Genomic DNA, 19,102 nt, shown 5'->3' with positions numbered 1-19,102 from the left:
CGGAACGAACCCTTTTAGTTCGGCCCGGCGGTATCGCTCGGTATGGCCATCAAACCCAAGTACATCAAGCAGCTCGGGAACGTCCTGCTTGAGCGGTACCCCGACTCGTTCAACACGGACTTCGAGACGAACAAGGAGAGCGTCACCGCCCTCACCACCGTCGAGTCGAAGGGCGTCCGCAACCGGATCGCCGGCTACGTCACCCAGAAGAAGGCGCAGGCGGCCCAGAAGGCGTAAGCGGGTTCGAGTTTTCGACCGTTCGCTTCGACTCTCCCGAGCCTCGTTGATCGCTCCGTCGACGGTCCCACCGTTTATCACCGAAGCCGCGGCCACCTCGCCGCGATGGACGCCCTCGTCCGCCCGGTCGTCGATCCGACGTTCGCGGCCGCCGCGCTCGCGTTCCTCTGCGGGGGCGTCGCGCTCGGCACCCTGAGCGGGCTCGTCCCGGGCCTCCACGCGAACAACTTCGCGCTGCTGCTCGCGGGGTTCGCGCCCGCCGTCTCCGCCGACCCGCTGCTCGTCGGGGTCGCGATGCTCGGCGCGGGCGTAGTCCACTCCTTCCTCGACATCGTCCCCGCGCTCGCGCTCGGCGTGCCCGACGCGGCGACGGCGGTCGCGGCGCTGCCAGGCCACAGGCTCGTGATCGCCGGGCGGGGCCGCGAGGCGATCCGGCTCTCGGCGGTCGGTTCCGGGCTCGCGGTCGCGCTCGCGGTGCCCCTCGCCGTGCCGATCACGTGGGCGATGGTCCGCGGCTATCCGGCGGTGCGGGCGCACCTCCCGCTCCTGCTGGCCGGTGTCGTCGCCTTCCTCGTGTTCACCGAGTCGTCGAAGCGGGCCGCGGTCGGCGGGCTCCTCGCGTTCCTCGCGAGCGCCGCGCTCGGGTTCGCGACCCTCGACGTCGACCCCGCCGCGCCGCTCGACGCCGGCGGCGTCCTCGCGCCGCTGTTCGCCGGGCTGTTCGGCGCGCCCGTGCTCGTCGACGCGCTCGGCGGCGAGGGCGTCCCGCCGCAGGCCGACGCGCGGATCACATTGGCGCCCCGCGACCTCGGGGTGAGCGCCGGCGCCGGGTCGCTCGCGGGCGCGGTCGTCGGCTACGTTCCCGGCGTCTCCGCGGCGATCGCCGCCGTCGCCGCCCTGCCCGCGGTCCCACGCTCCGAGAGCGACCGCGGCTTCGTCGTCGCCACCAGCGGCGCCAACACGGCGAACACCATTTTCGCGCTGTTCGCGCTCGTCGCGCTCGGCACGCCGCGAACGGGCGTCACGGTCGCGATCGACCGGGCCGAAGTCCCGTTCGCGCTCCCGGTCCTCCTCGTCGCCGCGGCGACGGCGGCGGCCTGCGGGTTCGCGCTCGCCCTCCTCGTCGGCGACGCCTACCTCCGCGTCGTCGGGAACGCGGACTACACCCGCCTGTCGATCGGTGTTTTGGGACTCCTCACGGTCGTCTCGTTCCTGTTCGCCGGCCCGTTCGGCGTCGGGATCTTCGCCGTCGCCGCCGTCTTGGGACTCGTCCCGCCGCGGGTCGGCGCCCGGAGGGTCCACCTGATGGGCGTGCTGATCGGCCCGCTGATCGTCGGTTGACGGAGGACCGCCGATCGCCCGTGCCGTCGTCGACAGCGCTCGGACCCGCGCGCCGCGGTATCGCGTCTCGAGCCGCGGTCCGCCGCCGACCGCAAAGAACAACGGTTAAAAGTCGCGCGGTGGTGGTTCAGTGTATGAGCGAGAGTGAAACGCAGGGCACCCGTCAGTGTGTCTCCTGTGGTATCCAGGTGGCCGGCATGAACGCCGCGCGGTTCTCCTGCCCCGACTGCGGGGCGACGATCCACCGGTGCGCGAAGTGCCGGAAGCAGAGCAACCTCTACGAGTGCCACGACTGCGGCTTCCGAGGGCCCTAGTATGGGAGACGTCGCCGCCAAGATCAAGGTCATGCCGAACAGCCCCGAGGTCGACCTCGACGACCTGCAGGACCGGCTGGAGGAGTCGCTCCCGCAGGGCGCGAAGATCCGCGGCTTCCAGCGCGACGACGTCGCGTTCGGCCTCGTCGCCCTCCTACCGACCGTCATCGTTCCCGACGGCGCGGGCGGCACCGAGGCGGTCGAGGAGGCGTTCGCGGACGTCGACGGCGTCGAGTCCGTCGCCGTCGAGAACGTCGGCCGGCTGTAGCGCTGACGCTGCCGGGCTCCGCCCGGACCTCGGACGTACTTTTCGTTCCGTTCCGCTTCGCTCGTGTGGCTAGCGGCGAGCGCGTCCCGTGCCGCCGCGACCGGTCACTCGGCGTGCTCGCGGACCCAGTCGGCGAGCTCCTCGCCGGGAATGAACCCCTCCGCGCGGCGGGCGACGGGCTCGCCGTCGACGAACAGCACGAACAGCGGGACGCTCCGCACGTCGAACCGCTCGACGAGCGGGGGATCGTCGCGGGGATTTATCAGGGCGACGTCGACGTCGAGCGCGCGAGCGACGTTCCCGAGGACGGGCTCCATGCTCGCACAGATGCCGCACCCGTCGGTGTAGAACTCGACGAGCGCGGCGTCCGCGTCGTCGACGAAGGCGTCGAGCGCGTCCGCGTCCGCGAGCGACGTCGGGCGGCGGGCGCCCTCGTCGGCGTCCGGCTCGGTATCGGCAGCGGTATTGGTCATTATATACATTATTGGTGTCGCGCGAGTATAAACCCTCGCCCGAAGCGACGAGGCCCGTCAGACGGGTCGGCGCGGGCCCGCTCAGTTCAGGAGACGTCGACCGCGCCGCCCTCGGCGGCGCTCTCGGCGAGCGCGTCGATGACTCGCATGTTCGCGACCGCCTCCGTGCCGTCGGTCAGCGGGTTCGCGCCGTCGGCGACGCGGTCGGCGAAGTGCTCCACCTGCAGCCGGTACTGGTCCACCGGGTCGAACGTCTCGACGCCGCGCCGGCCGTCGACCTCGTAGGTCAGCTCCACCGGCTCGTCGTCGGGCGCGTCGAACGCTCGCTCGACCTCGATCCAGCCGTTCGTCGCGTCGATCCGGTACCGCTGGACGAGCCGCGTGTCGAAGCCGGAGGCGACCTGTGCCGACCGACCGTCCGCGTACTCCAACACGCCCGCGAGCTCCGTGTCGACGCCGGCGTCTCGGGTGTCGTTCGCGTGCGCGTACGCCCGGTCAGGCTCGCCGAGGACCGTCCTGGCGAGCGAGACGGGGTAACAGCCGACGTCCATCAGCGACCCGCCGGCGAGCGCCGGGTCGAGGCGCACGTCGCCCGGTCGGTCGTACAGCGGGAACCGGAACGTCGAGCTCACCGTACGCACGTCGTGGAGCTCCCGGTCGACCAGTTCGAGGACCCGCTCGGTGCGGGGGTGGTACCGGTACATGAATCCCTCCATCAGCGTGACGCCGCGGTCCTCGCAGTGGTCGACCACCTCGCGCGCCTCCGCCGCGTCGGCCGCGAGCGGCTTCTCGCAGAGCACGTGGAGCCCGGCGTCGGCCGCGCGCGTCGTCCACTCGGCGTGGAGCCCGTTCGGGAGCGGGACGTAGACCGCGTCGATCTCGTCGTCTTCGAGCAGCGCCTCGTAGGAGCCGTAGCTCCGCGCGATCGACTGCGACTCGGCGAACGCCGCCGCCCGGTCGCCGTCGCGCGAGGCGACCGCGCCGACCGCGTGATCGCTCGCCGCGATCGCCGGGATCACCGCCTTCCGCGCGATCCCCGCCGTCCCGAGCACGCCGAAGGTGAGCGGACCGTTTCGTGTTGACATACGCGACCACCGACGGTGCGGATTACAAAAGGGTCGGTGACTCCGTCCCGCCTCGCCCGGCGTTCGTCCGTGTCGCGCTACCGATCGGCCGCGTCGAGCTACCGATCGGCCGGCTCGGGATTCACGAGCGGCGAGTCCTCGTTGGCGCACTCGGGACGGCCGCAGACGCCGGCGTCGTCGCCCGCGCGAGAGACTCCCTCGGCGAGCGACTCGATCTCCCACGTCACCTCGTGGCCGGTCGCCGACTCGTGGTCGTCGAGCGCGGTCCGCGCCGCCGGGAGCCCGTCGTACTCCGTCTCGAACGAGCAGTCGACACATCGGACCGCCACGCGCGTCCGTTCCATGGTTGGTATTGGTCAGACGGTACAAAACCCTCGCGGTGCGAGGGTCGCAGGAAGGCGGTCCGACCCGGGCGATCTGCGCCGCTACGCCGGTCCGTCTTCCTCGGGTTCGGTCCGCCACCCGCCGGTCAGCGTGACGACCCACAGGAGCACGCTGGCGAGCACGAAGACTGCCGCCATGTACGGGAGGAGCGGCAGTTCGATCCCGACGAAGTCCAGCACCGTTCGGAACTCGTAGACGATCACGCCGAACACCGCGAACGCGACGAGGAGCCCGCCGCGGGTCACGTCGACGCTCACCCGACCACCTCGACGAGCGAGCCCGCGGCGCCGCCGACGGCACCGAGTATCGGCGTCACCGCTCCCGCGAGCGCGTCGAGCATCGGAGCGACCAGCGCCGGATACGTCCCCACGCCCGGGCCGAGCAGTCCGCCGCGACTGACGATCGCCGCCAGCGGGAGCGCGTACGCGAGGACGACGAGCGTCAGCGCGATCCCCACCCAGAGCCGGAGGTTATCGAGCACTCGCGGGGCGTCGTCGGGGCCGGACAGCGCCGGCGGCAGCGACTCGGCGAGTCCGGACACCTTCGGGTTCCCCATCGTGAGCACGAGGTTCCCGATGAACAGCACCGTCGAGACGAACAGCAGCGTCCCGCCGATGGCGATCTGGACGTTGAGCTCCTCGAACCCGCCGAACATCGTCGGGTAGTCGAAGCCGCTGTACTCGGGCTCCGCGGTGCGTCGCGGCACGCCCATGATCCCCTGCGCGTGCATCGCGTTCGACATCAGCGCCATCCCGATGAACCAGAGGACGACCTGAAATAGCCCGATCGACCGGCTGTATATCGGCTTGTTGGATATCTGCGGCCAGATCCAGTAGGTCGCCGCCATGAACGTGAGCGCGACGGCGGTGCCGACGGTGAGGTGGAAGTGGCCCGGCACCCAGATCGTGTTGTGGATCATGTAGTTGATGTTCATCCCGGCGTTCACCATGCCGGAGAAGCCGCCGGCGGCGAACATCAGGCCGGCGAGCATCATGCCGGTGAACGCGGGGTCGCGCCACGGGAGGTCGGTGAGCCAGCCGAGGAGCCCGGTCCCGCCGCGCTGGCGGGCGCCGTACTCCACGCTCGCGACGACCGTGAACGCGGTGAGCAGGCTCGGCAACAGCAGGAACATCGTGTTCGTCATCGAGATGAACTTGAACCCCTCCGCGATCCCCGGGTCCAAGTACTGGTGGTGGATCCCGACCGGAGTGGAGAGGAGGAGGAACAGCACGAACACGACGCGCGCGAGCGGGTCGCTGAACAGCCGTCCTCCGGCGATCTTCGGGAGGACGGTGTACCACAGCAGGTACGCGGGCATCAGCCAGAAGTACACGACCGGGTGCCCGAAGAACCAGAACAGCGTCCGGGTCAGCGTGGGGTTCACCGAGTCGATGAAGCCGAGCGACCACGGGAGCAGGAAGATGAGCACGGACGCGGCCACGGCGGAGGAGGCGATGTACCACATGGCCATCGTCGTCAGCACCATGAACGTCTGTAGCGGGATCCGCTCGTCGGGGTGCTCGCGCTTCCACGCGAGGAACGTCCGGAACCAGTCGGCGCCGGCGATCCAGGAGCCGACGATGAAGACGGCGAGCCCCGCGTAGAACATGGGGTACGCCTGCAGCGGCGCGTAGAAGGTGAACAGGACGTCCGCGCTCATGTCGAGCGCGGGGACGAAGCCGGCGAGGATGGAGACGCCGGTCATGGTCATGCCGACCGCCATGATCGCGTACCACGTCCACGTGATCCTGATGTCGATCAGCGGCCGGTCGAGGCTTCGAGTCACCGCCCACGTGAAGAGTCCAACGAGGAAGAACGTGGTGAAGCTGATCGCCAGGAACACGCCGTGTGCGGTGAGCGACGTGTAGTAGTCGGTCGAGGAAATGAGTCCCCGGAAGACCCCGGTCCGATGGAGCGTCTGAATGATCCCGAAGATCGCCCCGAGCGCCAGCGCGAGGAAGGAACTGAGCAGCGCGGCGCGGACGACCCGCGCCTCTTGGGGGAACTCGTCGACGAAGGAGCGCTCGGCCTCGATGGCCTCGCTCACGCGTCGTCACCCCCCTCGTTCCGCTCGTCGAACTCCGCTTGACTGACGACGTTGACCTTCCCCTCCATCACGTGATGGCCCGCGCCGCAGTACTCGTTACAGAGGAGGCCGTACTCCTGTGGCCCCTCGACCTCGACGGTGAGCTCCGACACCTCGCCGGGGACGACCATCGTGTTCGCGTTCGTGCCGACGACCTCGAACCCGTGGATCACGTCCCGAGAGGTGACGTAGAACGTCACCGTACTGTTCTCGGGGACGACGATCGGACTGGGTTCGAAGCCGAACTGGTAGGCGACGACGTACGCCGCGTACTCGTTCTCGCCGACCTGCTCGACGCGGGGTTCGGAGAAGCGGTCGTCCTCGTCGAGCGCCTGCGCGTCGATCGGCGGCTCGCTGTCGGACACCATGGCGACGCCGGGTCCGACGGCGCCGTAGGTGACCGAGCCGATGAGCAGCAGTATCAGGAGGATCGACGCCGCGAGCCAGAGCTTCTCGTAGGCGTGAATGTGCATCCGTGATCACCCCACGACGACCAGGTCGCGGCCGAGGAACTCGACGTAGTAGATGTACACCCACGCGAGCAACAGGATGACGAAGTAGATACCGATGAGCGTGAGCGTTCCGATCGGATCGAACTCCTCCTCGCCGCCCGCCTCGTCGGGTCCGCCGCGAGCGGTCTCGGTTTGAGCCATGGGACGCGGTTGTTCACACCCGGATATATACGATCGAATCGTTCTCACGCCGTGAGAATCTTGCCGTTACCTATGACGAGAGCGACCCACCTCGACGCATGGACCTCTCGCTCCAGCGAGCCCTGCTCCTCGTGTTGGGCGGCCTCGTGCCGGCGGCGGTGTTCATCGCCGACCGCGCGGCGATCGTCGTCGGGATCGCGCTGATCAACGTCCTGATCATCTGGGGGAGCCTCCGGATCGCCACCGGCGGCTCTCGCCGGTTCGGTCCCGACGCGAGCGCCCCCGATACGAGCGAGCCCGACGAGGCGTGACGGCGCCGCGCTCGGCGGCCAATCTCACCCATGTCGAACTGTACCCTCTGTGACCTTCCGACGGGAGACGACCCCCACACCGCCCCCGACGTCGACGGCGACTTCTGCTGTCGCGGCTGCCTCGCGGTCGCCCGCTCTCTGGACGACGTCGACGACGTCGACGAGCGCCGCCCCGAGACGGAGCCCGGCGAGGCGTTCGACGGGGAAACGACGTTCCTCCGCGTCGACGGGATGCACTGTGCGACGTGCGAGTCCTTCCTGGAGCTGACGGCCGGCGAGCAGGACGGCGTCGCCGCCGCCGAGGCGAGCTACGCCACCGACACGATCCGCGTCGACTACGACCCCGACGCGGTGAGTGCCGACGAGCTCCCCAAGCGGCTCTCCGTCGCGGGGTACACCGCGAGCGACCGAGCGGACCCGGAGCCGGACCGCGACGACGACGTCGTCCGCTTCCTGATCGGCGGCGGCCTCTTCGGGATGATGGCGATGCTGTGGTACGTCCTCTTCCTCTACCCGACCTACTTCGGGTACGAGCCGATCCTCGACCTCGGCGGCGTCTCGGGCACCTACCTGTTCGCGCAGGTGTGGGTGTTCGCCTCGATCGTCCTCTTTTACACCGGCTACCCGATCCTGCGGGGCGCGTACGTGAGCCTCAGGGCCCGGCAACCGAACATGGACCTCCTCGTGTCGCTCGCGGCGGGGAGTTCGTACGCGTACAGCACGCTCGCGCTACTCGTGGGCCGGACCGACCTCTACTTCGACGTGACGATCGCCGTGATCCTAGTCGTCACCGCCGGAAACCACTACGAGTCGCTCATCAAACGGCGCGCGACCGGCATGCTCTCCGACCTCACGACGGCCGGCGACCGGACGGTCCGCACCGAGTCCGGCGAGACCGTCGCGGCCGAGACGGTCGACCCCGGCGATCGGCTCCTCGTGCGCCCCGGCGAGCGGGTCCCCTTCGACGGGACCGTGGCCGAGGGGACCGCCGCCGTCGACGAGGCGCTCGTCACGGGCGAGTCGCTCCCGGCGACGAAGCGGGAGGGCGACGAGGTCCGCGGCGGGACGGTCGTCACCGACGCGCCGGTCGTCGTCGCGGTCGGCGAGGACGCGACGAGCACCCTCGACACCCTCGTCCGGCTGCTGTGGGAGCTCCAGAGCTCGCGGTCGGGGGTCCAGCGGCTCGTCGACCGGCTCGCGACCGCGTTCGTCCCGCTCGTCGTCGCGGTCGCCGCCCTCGGCGGGGCGGCGACCTTCGCGCTCGGATCGGCGCCCGTGGACGCCGCGCTCGTCGGGCTCACGGTGCTCATCGTCTCCTGTCCGTGCGCGCTCGGGCTCGCGACCCCGCTCGCGGTCGCCGCCGGGATCCGCGACGCAGCCCGCCGCGGCATCGTGATCGTCTCGGACGCTGTCTTCGAGGAGGCGGCGGGCATCGACACCGTCGTGCTGGACAAGACGGGGACGCTCACCGACGGGGAGATGCGGCTGCTCGACACCGTCAGCGACGGCGCGTCGCCGGAGGAGGTTCGTCGCCGGGCCGCGGCGGTCGAGCGCGCCTCGGCTCACCCGGTCGCCGAGGCGATCGTCGACGCGGTCGCGGGCGACGACGGGGGATCCGCGCGCGACGACACGAGCGACGCGTCGGCAGCGGCGACCGACGGCGGCGTGACCGCCGACGACGAGGGTGGGGAGAAGCGACCTGCCGACGACGCCGCCGGCACGTCGACCGCCGCGGTGACCGTCTCGGACCGCGGCGTCACGGGGCGGATCGACGGCGACGAGGTCGTCGTCGGACACCGGTCGCTGTTCGAGGGAACGGAGTGGACCGTGCCGGCGTCGCTCGAATCGGCCGGCGAGGCGGCCCGCGAAGACGGGCGGGTCCCCGTCTTCGTCGGTTGGGAGGGGTCGGTCGTCGGCGTTCTCGTCGTCGGCGACGAAGTCCGCGAGGGGTGGGAAGCGGTCGTCACCGGCCTCGCCGACGGGGGGCGACGCGTCGTGGTGCTCACGGGCGACTCCCCCGAGGCGACCCGGCGGTTCGCGGACCACCCCGCGATCGACGAGACGTTCGCGGAGGTGCCGCCGGAGGCGAAGGCCGAGACCGTGCGGCGGCTCGCGGCGACCGAGCGCGTCGCCGTGGTCGGCGACGGGAGCAACGACGCGCCAGCGCTCGCCGCTGCGGACCTCGGCGTCTCGGTCGCGAGCGGGACGGACCTCGCGGCCGACGCCGCGGACGCCGTCCTCCTGGAGGACCGCCTCTCCGCGGTCCCCGAGCTGTTCGCGGTCACCCGGGGGACGAACCGGCGGCTCAAGCAGAACCTCGGCTGGGCGTTCGTCTACAACGCGGTGGCGATCCCGATGGCGATCGCGGGCGTTCTCAATCCGCTCCTCGCGGCGCTCGCGATGGCGACGAGTAGCCTCCTCGTGGTGACGAACTCCGCGCGCACAGTTTATAACGGGGAGTAACGAGCCCTCACGCCGCCGCGCCGACGTACGGCCTGACGGCGCGCACGATGGCGTCCACGTCGTACTCGTCTTCGGTCTTGTCGAAGACGACCTCGTCGTCCGCGCGGACGACGAACACGCCGCTGTCGCCCGTGACCAGGGCGACCTCGTCGAGCTCCTCGCCGAACTGCTTGAGCAGCGCCTCCGAGACGTCCTGAGCGCGGTTCAAGAACCCGCACGGCACGCAGAACTCGATCTCGACTCGGGTCATACGTCTTCCTTTTCGGGTCGAACGGACTTAACGATGGGGCGCGCGGTCGGCCCCTTCGGCGGCGCTCGCTCGCGTCGCCTCCTCCGACCGCTCGACGCCGCGGATCTCGAACCGCACGCCGCCGTCGTCCCCCTCGGCGATCCGCAGTTCCCACCCGTGGGCGTCGACGATCCGGTCGACGATCGCCAGTCCGAACCCGGTTCCGTCGGCGGACGACGTGAACCCCGTCTCGCGCACCCGATCGACCTGGTCCGCCGGGATTCCGACCCCGTCGTCTTCGACGAAGAAGCCGTCGCCTCCGTCGAGTACCCCCACGCGAACGGTCACGTCGCGGCCGCCGTGTTCCACGCTGTTCCGAAAGAGGTTCTCGAAGACGTGCGACAGCCGGTCGCGGTCGGCCCGTACCGTCGCCGATCCGTCCACGCGGAGCGCCGCGTCCGGCGCGTCCACGCGCGACCAGCACTCGCGCGCGCACTCGGCGAGGTCGACGTCGTCGACGCCGTCCACGCTCTTTCCCTCGCGGGCGAGCGCGAGCGTCTCCCCGATGATCTCGTCCATCCGATCGAGCGCGGGCTCGGCCGCCTCGAGGTGTTCGTCCTCGGGGTGGGCGCGCCTGGCGAGGTCGATGCGGCCGCGGACGACGTTGAGCGGGTTCCGGAGGTCGTGCGAGACGACGCTCGCGAACTCCTCGAGCCGGTCGCGCTCGCTGCGGAGCTCGGCCTGTCGGAGGCGGCTCCGCTCCGCCGCGACCTCGCGTTCGATCGCTCTCGCCTCGAACAGCCCGATGACCAGCCCGACGCCGCCGCCGAAGCCGATCGCCCATCGACCCCAGCCGAACACCTGAAACGCCGTCTCGGTCGGCAGCGTCGCCATGAACCCGACGTTGACGAGGAGGAATCCCGACGCGCCCGCGATCCACCAGCGGTTGAGCCGCGGGTACCGGGCGGGCGAGATGTCCGACCTCGGCATCACGTAGACGGCGTACCCGACCCCGACGACGACCAGTATCGTCGAGGCGTACCCCACCCAGTAGCCGCCGGGAGCGGGAGCGACCCCAACGGAGAGTGCGGCGGCTTCCGCGAGGAGCGAGAGGACGAGCACGGCGCCGAGCCCCCAGACGGGCCACAGCGAGCGGGCGACGGCTCTCGGCGAGGCGTCCATTCGATTGCCGCGACTTTCTCGCGGAGCTATATAAACCACGCCGGTCCGGCCGTCTCCGATACGCCGACGCCGACTCCCTCAGACCACGAGGGCGTCGAACACGACGGCGAATAACAGTAGGCCGAGGTAGGCGTTCGAGGCGTGGAACGCGCGGAACGCCGCCGCCTCCGTCTGCTCGTAGTGGAGCCGGACGACGGCCCACAGGAACACCGCGCCGAGGGCGACGCCGACCGCGGCGTAGAGCGCACCGAGCGGCTCGGCGGCGGCCGCGAGCGCGACGGCGGCCACGAGCGTCGCGCCGAGGTACCAGACGATGTGGCGGCGCGTCGCCGTCTCGCCGCGGACGACGGGCATCATCGGGAAGCCGCCGCGCTCGTAGTCGTCCTTGTACGCCAGCGCGAGGTTGTAGAAGTGCGCGGGCGTCCACAGGAAGATGACGAGCGCGAGCAGCAGCCCGCCGCCGCCGACCTCGCCGGTCACCGCCGCCCAGCCGATGAGCGCCGGGAGCGCGCCGGCCGCGCCGCCGATGACGGTGTTCTGGACCGTGTTCGGCTTCAACACGAGCGTGTAGACGACGCTGTAAAACACGATGGCGACCAGCCCGAGCGCCGCCGTGAGCGGGTTCACCGTCCAGAAGAGGCCGAGGGAGACGGCCGCCAACAGCAGTCCGAACGCGAGCGCGTTGCGCACCGGCACGAGGTCGGTCGCCAGCGGGCGGTCGTTGGTCCGCTGCATCCGCCTGTCGATGTCGCGCTCGAACACGTGGTTGAACGTCCCGGACGCGCCGATCGAGAGCGCGCCGCCGGCCAGCGTCGCGCCGACGACGTACGGGGTGAACCCCGGGCCGCCGGCGAGCGCCATCGCCGCGGCGGCGACGAGGCAGAGCAGCCACATCAGGCGGGGCTTCATCAGCCGGAAGTAGGCGGCCGCGGTCGCCTTCAGCCGGGGGACCGTCGCCGTCGGGATCTCGGGCTCCGGCGCCTCCTCGACCGGCGGGAGGTCGTCGGTCCCGGGCCGGAAGTCGACCGGCGCGTCGTCGGGGGCGCCGGTCTCCGCCTCCAGCCACCACGCGAGCGCGGCGAGGACGGCGCCGAAGATCGTCACGCCCAGCAGCAGGTGGACGGGGGCGAGCGAGGCGGGGAGCCCGCCGACGGCGACGAGCGCGCCGACGCCGGACTGGGCCGGGAACAGCAGGAGCGCGGCCGCGAGCGCCGCGCGGACGCGGCGACTCGCCCCGTCGAGCCACGCGAGCGCGACCGAGAGCGCCACGAGGACGCCGACGACGGCGGCGATCGCGCGGTGACCGAGCGCGATCCAGCCGGCGCGCTCCGTGGGGAGCGCGGCGCCGCCGCCGCAGAGCGGCCAGCCCGAGCAGGCGGCCGCCGCCTCGGTGAGCGAGGTCGTGGCGCCGACGACGAGCAGGAGGTACACGCCCATCGCCGTCGCCGCGAGGACCGCGGGGAATCGGTCGGGTATCGTCACTTGTCCGAGTTTGGGAACGGACCCATATATGTCCCGCGCTTCTGCGGATCCGCGCCGAGCGCGGCTATCTCACCGCCGCCCGCCGTCCTCGGGCCCGCCGGACTCCCCCCGTCGCCGGAGGACGCGATCGACGATGTCGCCGCTGGAGAGGAGTTCGTCCTCGTACCGTGGCTCCCGTCCCGACGCCCGTTCGACCCGGCAGTCGATGTCGCGGGCCGCCAGCGCCTCGGCGATGCCCGCCTCGTCGTGGTGCTGGTCGTAGCCCAACACGATAACGTCGGGATCGAGTCGCTCGATGGGGACGAACACGTCCTCCGGGTCGCCGAGGTGGGCCTCGTCGACCGCGCCGAGGGCGGCGACCATGTCGCGCCGCTGCCGGGCGCAGAGGACCGGCTCGGGCTTGTGGGTGACGTTGGCGCGGCGGGCGACGATGGCGTGGAGCTCGTCGCCGTACGTCGCCGCGTCCTCGAGGTAGTGGACGTGGCCGGGGTGGAGCAGGTCGAAGGTCCCCTGCGCGACGACCCGCGTCATCGGAACCACGAGAGGAAGCCGCCGTCGTCGCGGCGCTCCTCGACGAGCTCGCTGTCGATGTCCTCCTGCGTGAAGTCGAAGAAGTGCTCGTCGGGGACCTCCACGTCGAGCACCTCGAGGGTCGTCTGGTTCCCCTCGTTGTCGAACGCCTTCCAGTCGCCCCATCCGTAGGGGGCGCCGACGATGACGTGCACCTCTCCCTGTCCGAACGTGGCGAGGTCGGCCGCGCTCGGTCGGAGCGCCCCGTTCGGGTGCGAGTGGACCGACCCGACGGCGCGCATGTCGTTCGGCTTCATGTGCGTGCGCACGCTTGCGCTCGTGGGATTCGACTCCGTGCCCGGGATGACGAGCACGTCGGTGATCACCTGTCCGTCTCGGTCGATATCGAGCTTCCGAGCGTCGTCCGCGCGGAGGAACCCCATGTACTCGTTGGGGTGCGTCTCCTCGCTCGCCTCGAGGACGAACTCCATCGTCTCTCGGGCGATCCCGAGGAGCTCGTCCGAGCGGAACAGTCGCATACGCGAGCGAAGGCGCCGTCGCCCCATAGGGGTTCCGGACCGGACGACGGCGGGCTCTCTCCGCCGCCGCGGCCGGCGGCGTCGGCTCGGACGTCGGGAGCGGCGGAGACGCGAGAGAACAGGCTTAACACCGCCCGTTCCCGAAGGCCTTCCATGAGCGAGAACACCGCCGGGGATTCCGGCACGCGGGGCGATTCGAGCCCCGAACCCGACGCCGCCGCGGCGGAGGGGACGGCCGACGACCGGCCGACCGTCTACGACCTGTCGCCCGACTGCACCCTCGAGGACGCCGCGGTCGACGCGCTGTACCACGCCGAGGTCAACGGCGTCGTCGACTACGGCGTCTTCGTCGACGTCTCCGACGCCCTCTCGGGGCTCGTCCACGAGTCGAACCTCGACGGCGACTACGGCGTCGGCGACCGGCTGATCGTCCGGCTGACCGAGGTGAAGGAGAACGGCGACGTCGCGTTCGACGACGAGGACATCGACGACTACCGCACGGAGACGGTCGCCCACGAGCCGACGATCTCCCGCGTCCGCGGGCTCTCCCCGGGCGACGAGGTCACCGTCGAGGGCGAGGTCGTCCAGGCGAAACAGACCGGCGGCCCGACGATCTTCGCCGTCGCCGACGCCTCGGGCGTCGTCTCCTGCGCCGCCTTCGAGGAGGCCGGCGTCCGCGCGTACCCCGAGGTCGCGGTCGGCGACATGGTCCACGTCGGCGGGACGGTCGAGACCCGCGAGAACGCCCTCCAGCTGGAGGTCGACTCCCTGCGGCGGCTCCCCGACGAGCGGGCCGCGGAGGCCCGCGAGCGGTTCGAGGCCGCGCTCGACGAGCGCGCCGAGCCCGCCGACGTCGACCCCCTCGTCGAGTGGGAGGCGTTCGAGCCGATCCACGAGGAGCTCCGCGAGCTGGCCCGGCTCCTCCGCCGGACCGCGCTCTCGGGGCGCCCGCTCCGCGTCCGCCACCACGCCGACGGCGACGGGATGTGCGCGGCGATCCCAGTCCAGCTCGCTTTAGAGAACTTCGTCACCGACGTCCACGAGGACCCCGACGCGGCGCGGCACCTGTTCAAGCGGCTCCCGAGCAAGGCGCCGTACTACGAGATGGAGGACGTCACCCGCGACCTGAACTTCGCGCTGGAGGGGCGCGCCCGCCACGGCCAGAAGCTCCCGTTCCTGCTGATGCTCGACAACGGATCGACCGAGGAGGACGTCCCCGCCTACGAGAACCTCGCGCACTACGACATCCCAATCGCGGTCGTCGACCACCACCACCCCGACCCCGGGGCGGTCGAGCCGCTGCTCGACGCCCACGTCAACCCGTACCTCCACGGCGAGGACTACCGGGTCACCACGGGGATGATGTGCGTCGAGCTCGCGCGGCTGATCGACCCGTCTATTTCGGAGGAGCTCGAACACGTCCCCGCGGTCGCCGGGCTCTCCGACCGCTCGAAGGCGGAGGCGATGGACGACTACGTCGCGCTCGCCGCGGACGCCGGCTACGACGAGTCCGACCTGCTCGACATCGGCGAGGCCCTCGACTACGCCGCCCACTGGCTGCGCTACTCCGAGGGGAAGACCCTCGTCAACGACGCGCTGAACGTCGGGTGCGAGGACGAACAGCGCCACGAGGAGCTGGTCGAGTTCCTCTCCGAGCGCGCCGAGCGCGACGTCGACCGGCAGCTCGACGCGCTCGACGACCACGTCGAACACGAGCGGCTCGCCTCCGGCGCGCACCTCTACCGGATCGACTTAGACGAGTACGCCCACCGGTTCACCTACCCGGCGCCCGGGAAGACGACCGGCGAGCTCCACGACACCCGCGTGCGGGAGACGGGCGACCCCGTCATCACGATCGGCTACGGCCCGGACTTCTGCGTGCTCCGGTCCGACGGGGTCCGCCTGGACATCCCGAACATGGTGACCGAGCTGAACGAGGAGCTCCCGGAGGCTGGCGTCTCCGGCGGCGGCCACCTCGTCGTCGGCTCGATCAAGTTCGTGAAGGGCCGCCGGAGCGCCGTCATCGAGACGCTCGTCGAGAAGATGGCCGAGGCGGAGATCGACGAGGCGCTCTCGTCGACCGCCGCGCTCGACGACTGACTCCCGGCGACCGATTTTCAGCGAGCGTCACGCGAACGTCACCTCCCGGCGTGCGACGGCGCCGGCGCCCGCGACCACGACGCCCAGTCCCCCGACTAGCCCGACCGGCAGGTGAACCCCGCCGCCGCGCCAGTCGGCCGCGTACGCCCGGGCGTAGAAGTCGGCGACCGCCTCGTCCTCGACCGCGAGCAGCACCTCTCTGTTCTCCGTCGCGGCGCCCGCGTTCCAGTTGAGGCTCCCGACGACCGCGGTGTCGTCGATCACGACACCCTTCGCGTGGACCTTCCCGTACCGGCCGCGCGGCTCCGCGACGGCGACCTCGACCGGCTCGTCCGCGAGCGCCTCGACGAGCGCACGGTTCTCCTCCCGGTCGTACCACGCGTTCGACAGCAGCAGGTGGACGTCGACGCCGCGCTCGGCGGCCCGCCGGAGCGCCCGGACGAGGCGGTTATCCAGGCCCCCGGTTCGCGGGACGAGCGCCAGCACCCGGTCGTCCGCGGCGTCGATCCGCTCGACCAACCGGCCGGCACCGTTCCCGGGCGCCGTCAGGAGTTCGACGTCCGCCGCCGTCGGCGCGGGCGCCTCGAACCGCGTCGGGTAGCTTCCGTTCGCCGCGCCGCCCTCGTGGAACTCCGTATCCGCGCGGAACGCCTCCCACGACCGGGCGTCGGGGGCCGCGGCGTCCGCGCGGAACAGGGCGGCGAGGTCGTCCGCGGCCGTCTCGCCGGCGGCCGCCGACCGTGGCGTCCCGGTGACGACGCCCCATCCCCTGTTGGTCCGACCGCCGGTGCCGGACGGCTTCCAGTTCTCCGTGAGGACGACCGCGCGGTCGTCGGCGACGGCGTACTTCGCGTGGTGGAAGCGGAACCGCTCGGGATCGCCGTCGAGGACGCGCACCTCGACGCCGGCGGCGGCGACCCGGTCGAGGAGCCGCGCGCTCCGCGCGGAGAACCCGCCGACCGGCGACCCCTCGACGAGGACGCGCACGTCGACGCCGCGCTCGGCGGCGGCGACGAGCAGGTCGGCGACGCGCTCGGACCCCAGCGTGTAGCCGGCGAGCAGTAGCCGGTCCTCCGCGCCGCGCAGCGGCTCGACCGGCATCCCGGGGGTGTCCGGCAGCACGAACGGCCGCACGGTCGCGTTCGCGGTTCCGGTCGCGGACCGCGCATCGTACCCCCTCGGTCGCCACTCGCCCCAGTCAGCTCGCCAGCGGTGGCCCTCCGGCGCGCTCTCGTAGTCGACCACGGCGACCGCCGTCCCGTTCCGGCGGAGCTCGACCCGATCGCCGGACGCGGCGAGAGGGAAGTGGTCGTCGAGGGCGCGAAGTTCGGGGGTGCCGGCGCCGTCGTCGTGAGCGCCGTGGGCGCCGACCGCGGTCTCGTCGTCGAGCAGGGGGGTCGCGTTCGCGGGGTCCATCGAGAGCGCGACGACGCCGCTCGCGTTCGCCGGGATCGCCGCCTCGTGGTAGCCGTCGGAGAGCGACCAATTCCCGCGCTCGGGGAGCCGGACGACGAGGTACTCGCCGCGGTTCTCCGCCGCCGTCGGGTTCGGGAACAGCTCGAGGATCCGCGGCTGCTCCGCTACGAGCGTCCGGTTCTCCGGCTCGTCGCTCGACTGCGCGACGACGCCGTTCCGGTCAGAGCCGCCGACCGCCGCGCCGGTTCCGGCGTCGCCCGCCGCCGCGACCGGCGCGGCGGCTGCCAAAACGAGCAGTCCGAGCGCGACGGCGGCGACGCTCGCGGCCGAGGCGCGCGCGATCGGTTCGCTCGCGCCCGGGGCGGTCTCGGGACGAGAGGGTGCGGGCGACACGAGGGGTCTGCCCCCGGCATCCGATAAAAGGAGTCGGCCGAACGGCGATCGTCGTCAGGCGGGCGCCGACGCCGCGTCGAGCGAGCGCCGCGCCTTCTCGGCTTCGGTCGAAACGATGAACGAGCGCTCGTCGGCGTACTCGGCGACGGTCTCGAGGGCCTCGCGGGTGCCGATCTGGCGGAGCGCCCAGGCGGCCGCGGCGCGGGTGTCGTCGGTGCCGTCGCCGGCGAGCACGTCGGCGAGCGGGTCGACCGCGCGGGTGTCACCGACGAGTCCGAGCGCGCGCGCCGCGTGCGGGCGGACGAGCTCCTCGGTGTCGTCGTCGACAAGCGCGTCCGCGAGCGGCTGGACCGCCTCGCTCGCGCCGATCTCGCCGAGCGCCTTGAACGTCGCCTTCTGGAGCTGCGGGTTCGACTCCTCCGGGACGTACTCCACGAGGGTCTCCGTCGCCTCGTCGGTGGCCATCTTCCCGAGGATGCGGATCGCGAACTGGTCGCGCTTCTCCGCGCGGCCGAGCAGCTCCTCGACGGCGGCGTCGGTCTTCCCGCGCTTGCCCATGCGCTCGAGCGCCTCGAGGCAGTGGCGCTCCATGAAGTCGGAGGTGAGCGAGTCGAGCGCGAGCAGGATCATGTCCACGTTGCCGCGCGTCTCGTGCTCTTTCAGCGCCGACCACTCGACCGGGTAGTCCTTGTAGTGGCCGAGCACGTCGTAGTACCCCTGCGCGCGGAGCTGCTCGTGGGTCTCGAGGTCGTCCCACTCCTCGGCGTCCTCGAGCCCGGCTTCGAGCGCGTCGGTCGCCTCGACGAGGGCGGCGATCGTCTCCGCGTCGTCGTCGGGGTCGAGGTTCGCGTCCGCGACGCCCGCCGCGACGGCGTCGAGGGCGGCGACGAGGGCGTCGATGCGGTCGTTCTCGTCGGAACCGTCTTCGCCGGTCTCGTCCTCAGCGGTCCCGTCCTCGCCGGTCTCCTCGCCGGCCGGCGCGTCGTCCACGGCGTCCGGATCCGTCTCGATCGCGTCCGCGTCGACCTCGTCGTCGACGGCGTCCGCGGCCGCCTCCACGAAGGCCGTCACCGCGTCGGCGGCGTCGTCGCGGCCGGCGGCGGTCCACTCGGTCTCCTCGAGCGTCGCCTCGGCGCTCTCGATCGCGTCGACGACGTCCTCCGCGTAGGGGCCGCGGGCGTCCTCGACGCCCTCGCGGAGCTCCGCGACGCGGTCCTCGAGGTCGCCGCGCGGGTCGTCGGCGTCCTCGTCGTCCTCGTCGGGCTCGGGGAGGCCGGCCTCCTCGATCCCCACCTCGGCGTCGTCGAGGAGAGCGTCGACGTCGTCGAGGTCCGCCTCGGTCTCGGCGTCGTCGAGGAGCGCCGCGATCTCGTCGAGGTACTCGTTCAGCGAGTCCTCGGTCGCTTCGTCCGGAAGCGTCGGCGCGGCGGCCGCGTCCGTCGACTCGCCGGCGCCCCCCGCCTCCTCCGCGTCGTCCGCGGCGTCGGCCTCCTCGGAGGCGTCGGCCGGGTCGTCGTCGCCGTTGCTCATACACCACGAACTGCGCGCGTAGTCCATTAAGACGTTTCCCTTCGCGGGCGAATCCGAATCGGGCCGAGACGAGCGGGACCCGAGCGCGCCCCTCGGGTGGAGAGCG

General features: G+C 71.6%; 21 protein-coding genes. 7 read left to right on the top strand and 14 right to left on the bottom strand.

The genetic code is table 11. The annotated features are described in order from the left end of the window. Window positions 1-42 precede the first annotated feature (42 nt). From FGM06_RS05385 to FGM06_RS05370, 4 genes are all read left to right on the top strand, one after another. Complete coding sequence (locus FGM06_RS05385; protein WP_008007028.1) at window positions 43-237, top strand: 30S ribosomal protein S17e; 195 nt, start codon at window positions 43-45, stop codon at window positions 235-237. 105 nt (window positions 238-342) lie between these two features. Next, window positions 343-1,578 carry a tripartite tricarboxylate transporter permease gene (locus FGM06_RS05380; protein WP_144798106.1) on the top strand — a complete coding sequence of 412 codons (1,236 nt, stop codon included), beginning with the start codon at window positions 343-345 and terminating at the stop codon, window positions 1,576-1,578. Between the two features lie 134 nt (window positions 1,579-1,712). Then, on the top strand, window positions 1,713-1,892 hold the full coding sequence (locus FGM06_RS05375) for an HVO_2753 family zinc finger protein (RefSeq protein ID WP_092565370.1): 180 nt from the start codon (window positions 1,713-1,715) through the stop codon (window positions 1,890-1,892). Between the two features lies 1 nt (window position 1,893). Continuing rightward, a complete protein-coding gene (locus tag FGM06_RS05370) occupies window positions 1,894-2,160 on the top strand; it encodes an elongation factor 1-beta (protein WP_092565372.1) in 267 nt (88 codons plus the stop codon). A 104-nt stretch (window positions 2,161-2,264) separates the two neighbouring features. Here FGM06_RS05370 and FGM06_RS05365 read toward each other — a convergent pair whose 3' ends face one another. The 7 genes from FGM06_RS05365 to FGM06_RS15995 form a co-directional block, all read right to left on the bottom strand. Beyond that, window positions 2,265-2,633, bottom strand: a complete 369-nt coding sequence (locus tag FGM06_RS05365; protein WP_241662529.1) for a thioredoxin family protein — start codon at window positions 2,631-2,633, stop codon at window positions 2,265-2,267. An 86-nt stretch (window positions 2,634-2,719) separates the two neighbouring features. After that, window positions 2,720-3,718, bottom strand: a complete 999-nt coding sequence (locus FGM06_RS05360) for a Gfo/Idh/MocA family protein (protein ID WP_144798104.1) — start codon at window positions 3,716-3,718, stop codon at window positions 2,720-2,722. Between the two features lie 98 nt (window positions 3,719-3,816). Next, window positions 3,817-4,062 (bottom strand): DUF7542 family protein, encoded by a 246-nt coding sequence (locus FGM06_RS05355; RefSeq protein WP_144798103.1) that lies wholly within the window; start codon window positions 4,060-4,062, stop codon window positions 3,817-3,819. An 81-nt stretch (window positions 4,063-4,143) separates the two neighbouring features. After that, complete coding sequence (locus FGM06_RS05350; RefSeq protein ID WP_144798102.1) at window positions 4,144-4,359, bottom strand: CbaC protein; 216 nt, start codon at window positions 4,357-4,359, stop codon at window positions 4,144-4,146. Next, window positions 4,356-6,149 carry a b(o/a)3-type cytochrome-c oxidase subunit 1 gene (locus FGM06_RS05345; protein ID WP_144798101.1) on the bottom strand — a complete coding sequence of 598 codons (1,794 nt, stop codon included), beginning with the start codon at window positions 6,147-6,149 and terminating at the stop codon, window positions 4,356-4,358. Before FGM06_RS05345 ends, FGM06_RS05350 begins: the two co-directional genes overlap by 4 nt. Continuing rightward, window positions 6,146-6,661, bottom strand: coding sequence for a cytochrome c oxidase subunit II (locus tag FGM06_RS05340; RefSeq protein ID WP_144798100.1), 516 nt, complete (start codon window positions 6,659-6,661; stop codon window positions 6,146-6,148). Before FGM06_RS05340 ends, FGM06_RS05345 begins: the two co-directional genes overlap by 4 nt. 6 nt (window positions 6,662-6,667) lie before the next feature. Continuing rightward, window positions 6,668-6,841 (bottom strand): hypothetical protein, encoded by a 174-nt coding sequence (locus FGM06_RS15995; protein WP_186310972.1) that lies wholly within the window; start codon window positions 6,839-6,841, stop codon window positions 6,668-6,670. Window positions 6,842-6,939: 98 nt separating this feature from the next. On the opposite strand from FGM06_RS15995, the gene FGM06_RS05335 reads away from it, so the two are divergent. Next, complete coding sequence (locus FGM06_RS05335) at window positions 6,940-7,152, top strand: hypothetical protein (RefSeq protein WP_144798099.1); 213 nt, start codon at window positions 6,940-6,942, stop codon at window positions 7,150-7,152. Between the two features lie 30 nt (window positions 7,153-7,182). Further along, window positions 7,183-9,615, top strand: coding sequence for a heavy metal translocating P-type ATPase (locus tag FGM06_RS05330; RefSeq protein WP_144798098.1), 2,433 nt, complete (start codon window positions 7,183-7,185; stop codon window positions 9,613-9,615). A gap of 7 nt (window positions 9,616-9,622) precedes the next feature. Here FGM06_RS05330 and FGM06_RS05325 read toward each other — a convergent pair whose 3' ends face one another. The 5 genes from FGM06_RS05325 to FGM06_RS05305 form a co-directional block, all read right to left on the bottom strand. After that, the gene (locus FGM06_RS05325) at window positions 9,623-9,865 is read right to left on the bottom strand and encodes a SelT/SelW/SelH family protein (protein ID WP_144798097.1); all 243 of its coding nucleotides are present in this window, start codon (window positions 9,863-9,865) and stop codon (window positions 9,623-9,625) included. Between the two features lie 27 nt (window positions 9,866-9,892). Next, window positions 9,893-11,026, bottom strand: a complete 1,134-nt coding sequence (locus tag FGM06_RS05320) for a sensor histidine kinase (RefSeq protein WP_144798096.1) — start codon at window positions 11,024-11,026, stop codon at window positions 9,893-9,895. 78 nt (window positions 11,027-11,104) lie between these two features. After that, window positions 11,105-12,508, bottom strand: coding sequence for a heme o synthase (locus tag FGM06_RS05315; RefSeq protein WP_144798095.1), 1,404 nt, complete (start codon window positions 12,506-12,508; stop codon window positions 11,105-11,107). 69 nt (window positions 12,509-12,577) lie between these two features. Next, window positions 12,578-13,039, bottom strand: coding sequence for an adenylyltransferase/cytidyltransferase family protein (locus FGM06_RS05310; protein ID WP_144798094.1), 462 nt, complete (start codon window positions 13,037-13,039; stop codon window positions 12,578-12,580). Beyond that, window positions 13,036-13,557 (bottom strand): Mov34/MPN/PAD-1 family protein, encoded by a 522-nt coding sequence (locus tag FGM06_RS05305; protein ID WP_144798093.1) that lies wholly within the window; start codon window positions 13,555-13,557, stop codon window positions 13,036-13,038. The genes FGM06_RS05310 and FGM06_RS05305 overlap by 4 nt, the downstream gene beginning before the upstream one ends. A gap of 153 nt (window positions 13,558-13,710) precedes the next feature. On the opposite strand from FGM06_RS05305, the gene FGM06_RS05300 reads away from it, so the two are divergent. Further along, window positions 13,711-15,657 (top strand): DHH family phosphoesterase, encoded by a 1,947-nt coding sequence (locus FGM06_RS05300; protein ID WP_144798092.1) that lies wholly within the window; start codon window positions 13,711-13,713, stop codon window positions 15,655-15,657. Window positions 15,658-15,684: 27 nt separating this feature from the next. Here the strand turns inward: FGM06_RS05300 and FGM06_RS05295 are convergent, their stop codons facing one another. Continuing rightward, window positions 15,685-17,466, bottom strand: a complete 1,782-nt coding sequence (locus FGM06_RS05295; RefSeq protein WP_394348608.1) for a phospholipase D-like domain-containing protein — start codon at window positions 17,464-17,466, stop codon at window positions 15,685-15,687. A 54-nt stretch (window positions 17,467-17,520) separates the two neighbouring features. Continuing rightward, complete coding sequence (locus FGM06_RS05290) at window positions 17,521-18,996, bottom strand: HEAT repeat domain-containing protein (protein ID WP_144798091.1); 1,476 nt, start codon at window positions 18,994-18,996, stop codon at window positions 17,521-17,523. Window positions 18,997-19,102: the final 106 nt, after the last annotated feature.

Origin of the sequence: Halorubrum depositum, from assembly GCF_007671725.1 — an archaeon.
GTDB classification, from domain to species: domain Archaea; phylum Halobacteriota; class Halobacteria; order Halobacteriales; family Haloferacaceae; genus Halorubrum; species Halorubrum depositum.
This window is presented reverse-complemented; position numbering and strand designations above follow the sequence as displayed.

Excerpts from the sequence above, each read along its gene's own strand:
- FGM06_RS05385 (WP_008007028.1), top strand. The coding sequence starts at position 43 with ATGGCCATCAAACCCAAGTACATCAAGCAGCTCGGGAACGTCCTGCTT.
- FGM06_RS05380 (WP_144798106.1), top strand. The coding sequence starts at position 343 with ATGGACGCCCTCGTCCGCCCGGTCGTCGATCCGACGTTCGCGGCCGCC.
- FGM06_RS05375 (WP_092565370.1), top strand. The coding sequence starts at position 1,713 with ATGAGCGAGAGTGAAACGCAGGGCACCCGTCAGTGTGTCTCCTGTGGT.
- FGM06_RS05370 (WP_092565372.1), top strand. The coding sequence starts at position 1,894 with ATGGGAGACGTCGCCGCCAAGATCAAGGTCATGCCGAACAGCCCCGAG.
- FGM06_RS05365 (WP_241662529.1), bottom strand. The coding sequence starts at position 2,633 with ATGACCAATACCGCTGCCGATACCGAGCCGGACGCCGACGAGGGCGCC.
- FGM06_RS05360 (WP_144798104.1), bottom strand. The coding sequence starts at position 3,718 with ATGTCAACACGAAACGGTCCGCTCACCTTCGGCGTGCTCGGGACGGCG.
- FGM06_RS05355 (WP_144798103.1), bottom strand. The coding sequence starts at position 4,062 with ATGGAACGGACGCGCGTGGCGGTCCGATGTGTCGACTGCTCGTTCGAG.
- FGM06_RS05340 (WP_144798100.1), bottom strand. The coding sequence starts at position 6,661 with ATGCACATTCACGCCTACGAGAAGCTCTGGCTCGCGGCGTCGATCCTC.
- FGM06_RS15995 (WP_186310972.1), bottom strand. The coding sequence starts at position 6,841 with ATGGCTCAAACCGAGACCGCTCGCGGCGGACCCGACGAGGCGGGCGGC.
- FGM06_RS05335 (WP_144798099.1), top strand. The coding sequence starts at position 6,940 with ATGGACCTCTCGCTCCAGCGAGCCCTGCTCCTCGTGTTGGGCGGCCTC.
- FGM06_RS05330 (WP_144798098.1), top strand. The coding sequence starts at position 7,183 with ATGTCGAACTGTACCCTCTGTGACCTTCCGACGGGAGACGACCCCCAC.
- FGM06_RS05325 (WP_144798097.1), bottom strand. The coding sequence starts at position 9,865 with ATGACCCGAGTCGAGATCGAGTTCTGCGTGCCGTGCGGGTTCTTGAAC.
- FGM06_RS05320 (WP_144798096.1), bottom strand. The coding sequence starts at position 11,026 with ATGGACGCCTCGCCGAGAGCCGTCGCCCGCTCGCTGTGGCCCGTCTGG.
- FGM06_RS05310 (WP_144798094.1), bottom strand. The coding sequence starts at position 13,039 with ATGACGCGGGTCGTCGCGCAGGGGACCTTCGACCTGCTCCACCCCGGC.
- FGM06_RS05305 (WP_144798093.1), bottom strand. The coding sequence starts at position 13,557 with ATGCGACTGTTCCGCTCGGACGAGCTCCTCGGGATCGCCCGAGAGACG.
- FGM06_RS05300 (WP_144798092.1), top strand. The coding sequence starts at position 13,711 with ATGAGCGAGAACACCGCCGGGGATTCCGGCACGCGGGGCGATTCGAGC.
- FGM06_RS05290 (WP_144798091.1), bottom strand. The coding sequence starts at position 18,996 with ATGAGCAACGGCGACGACGACCCGGCCGACGCCTCCGAGGAGGCCGAC.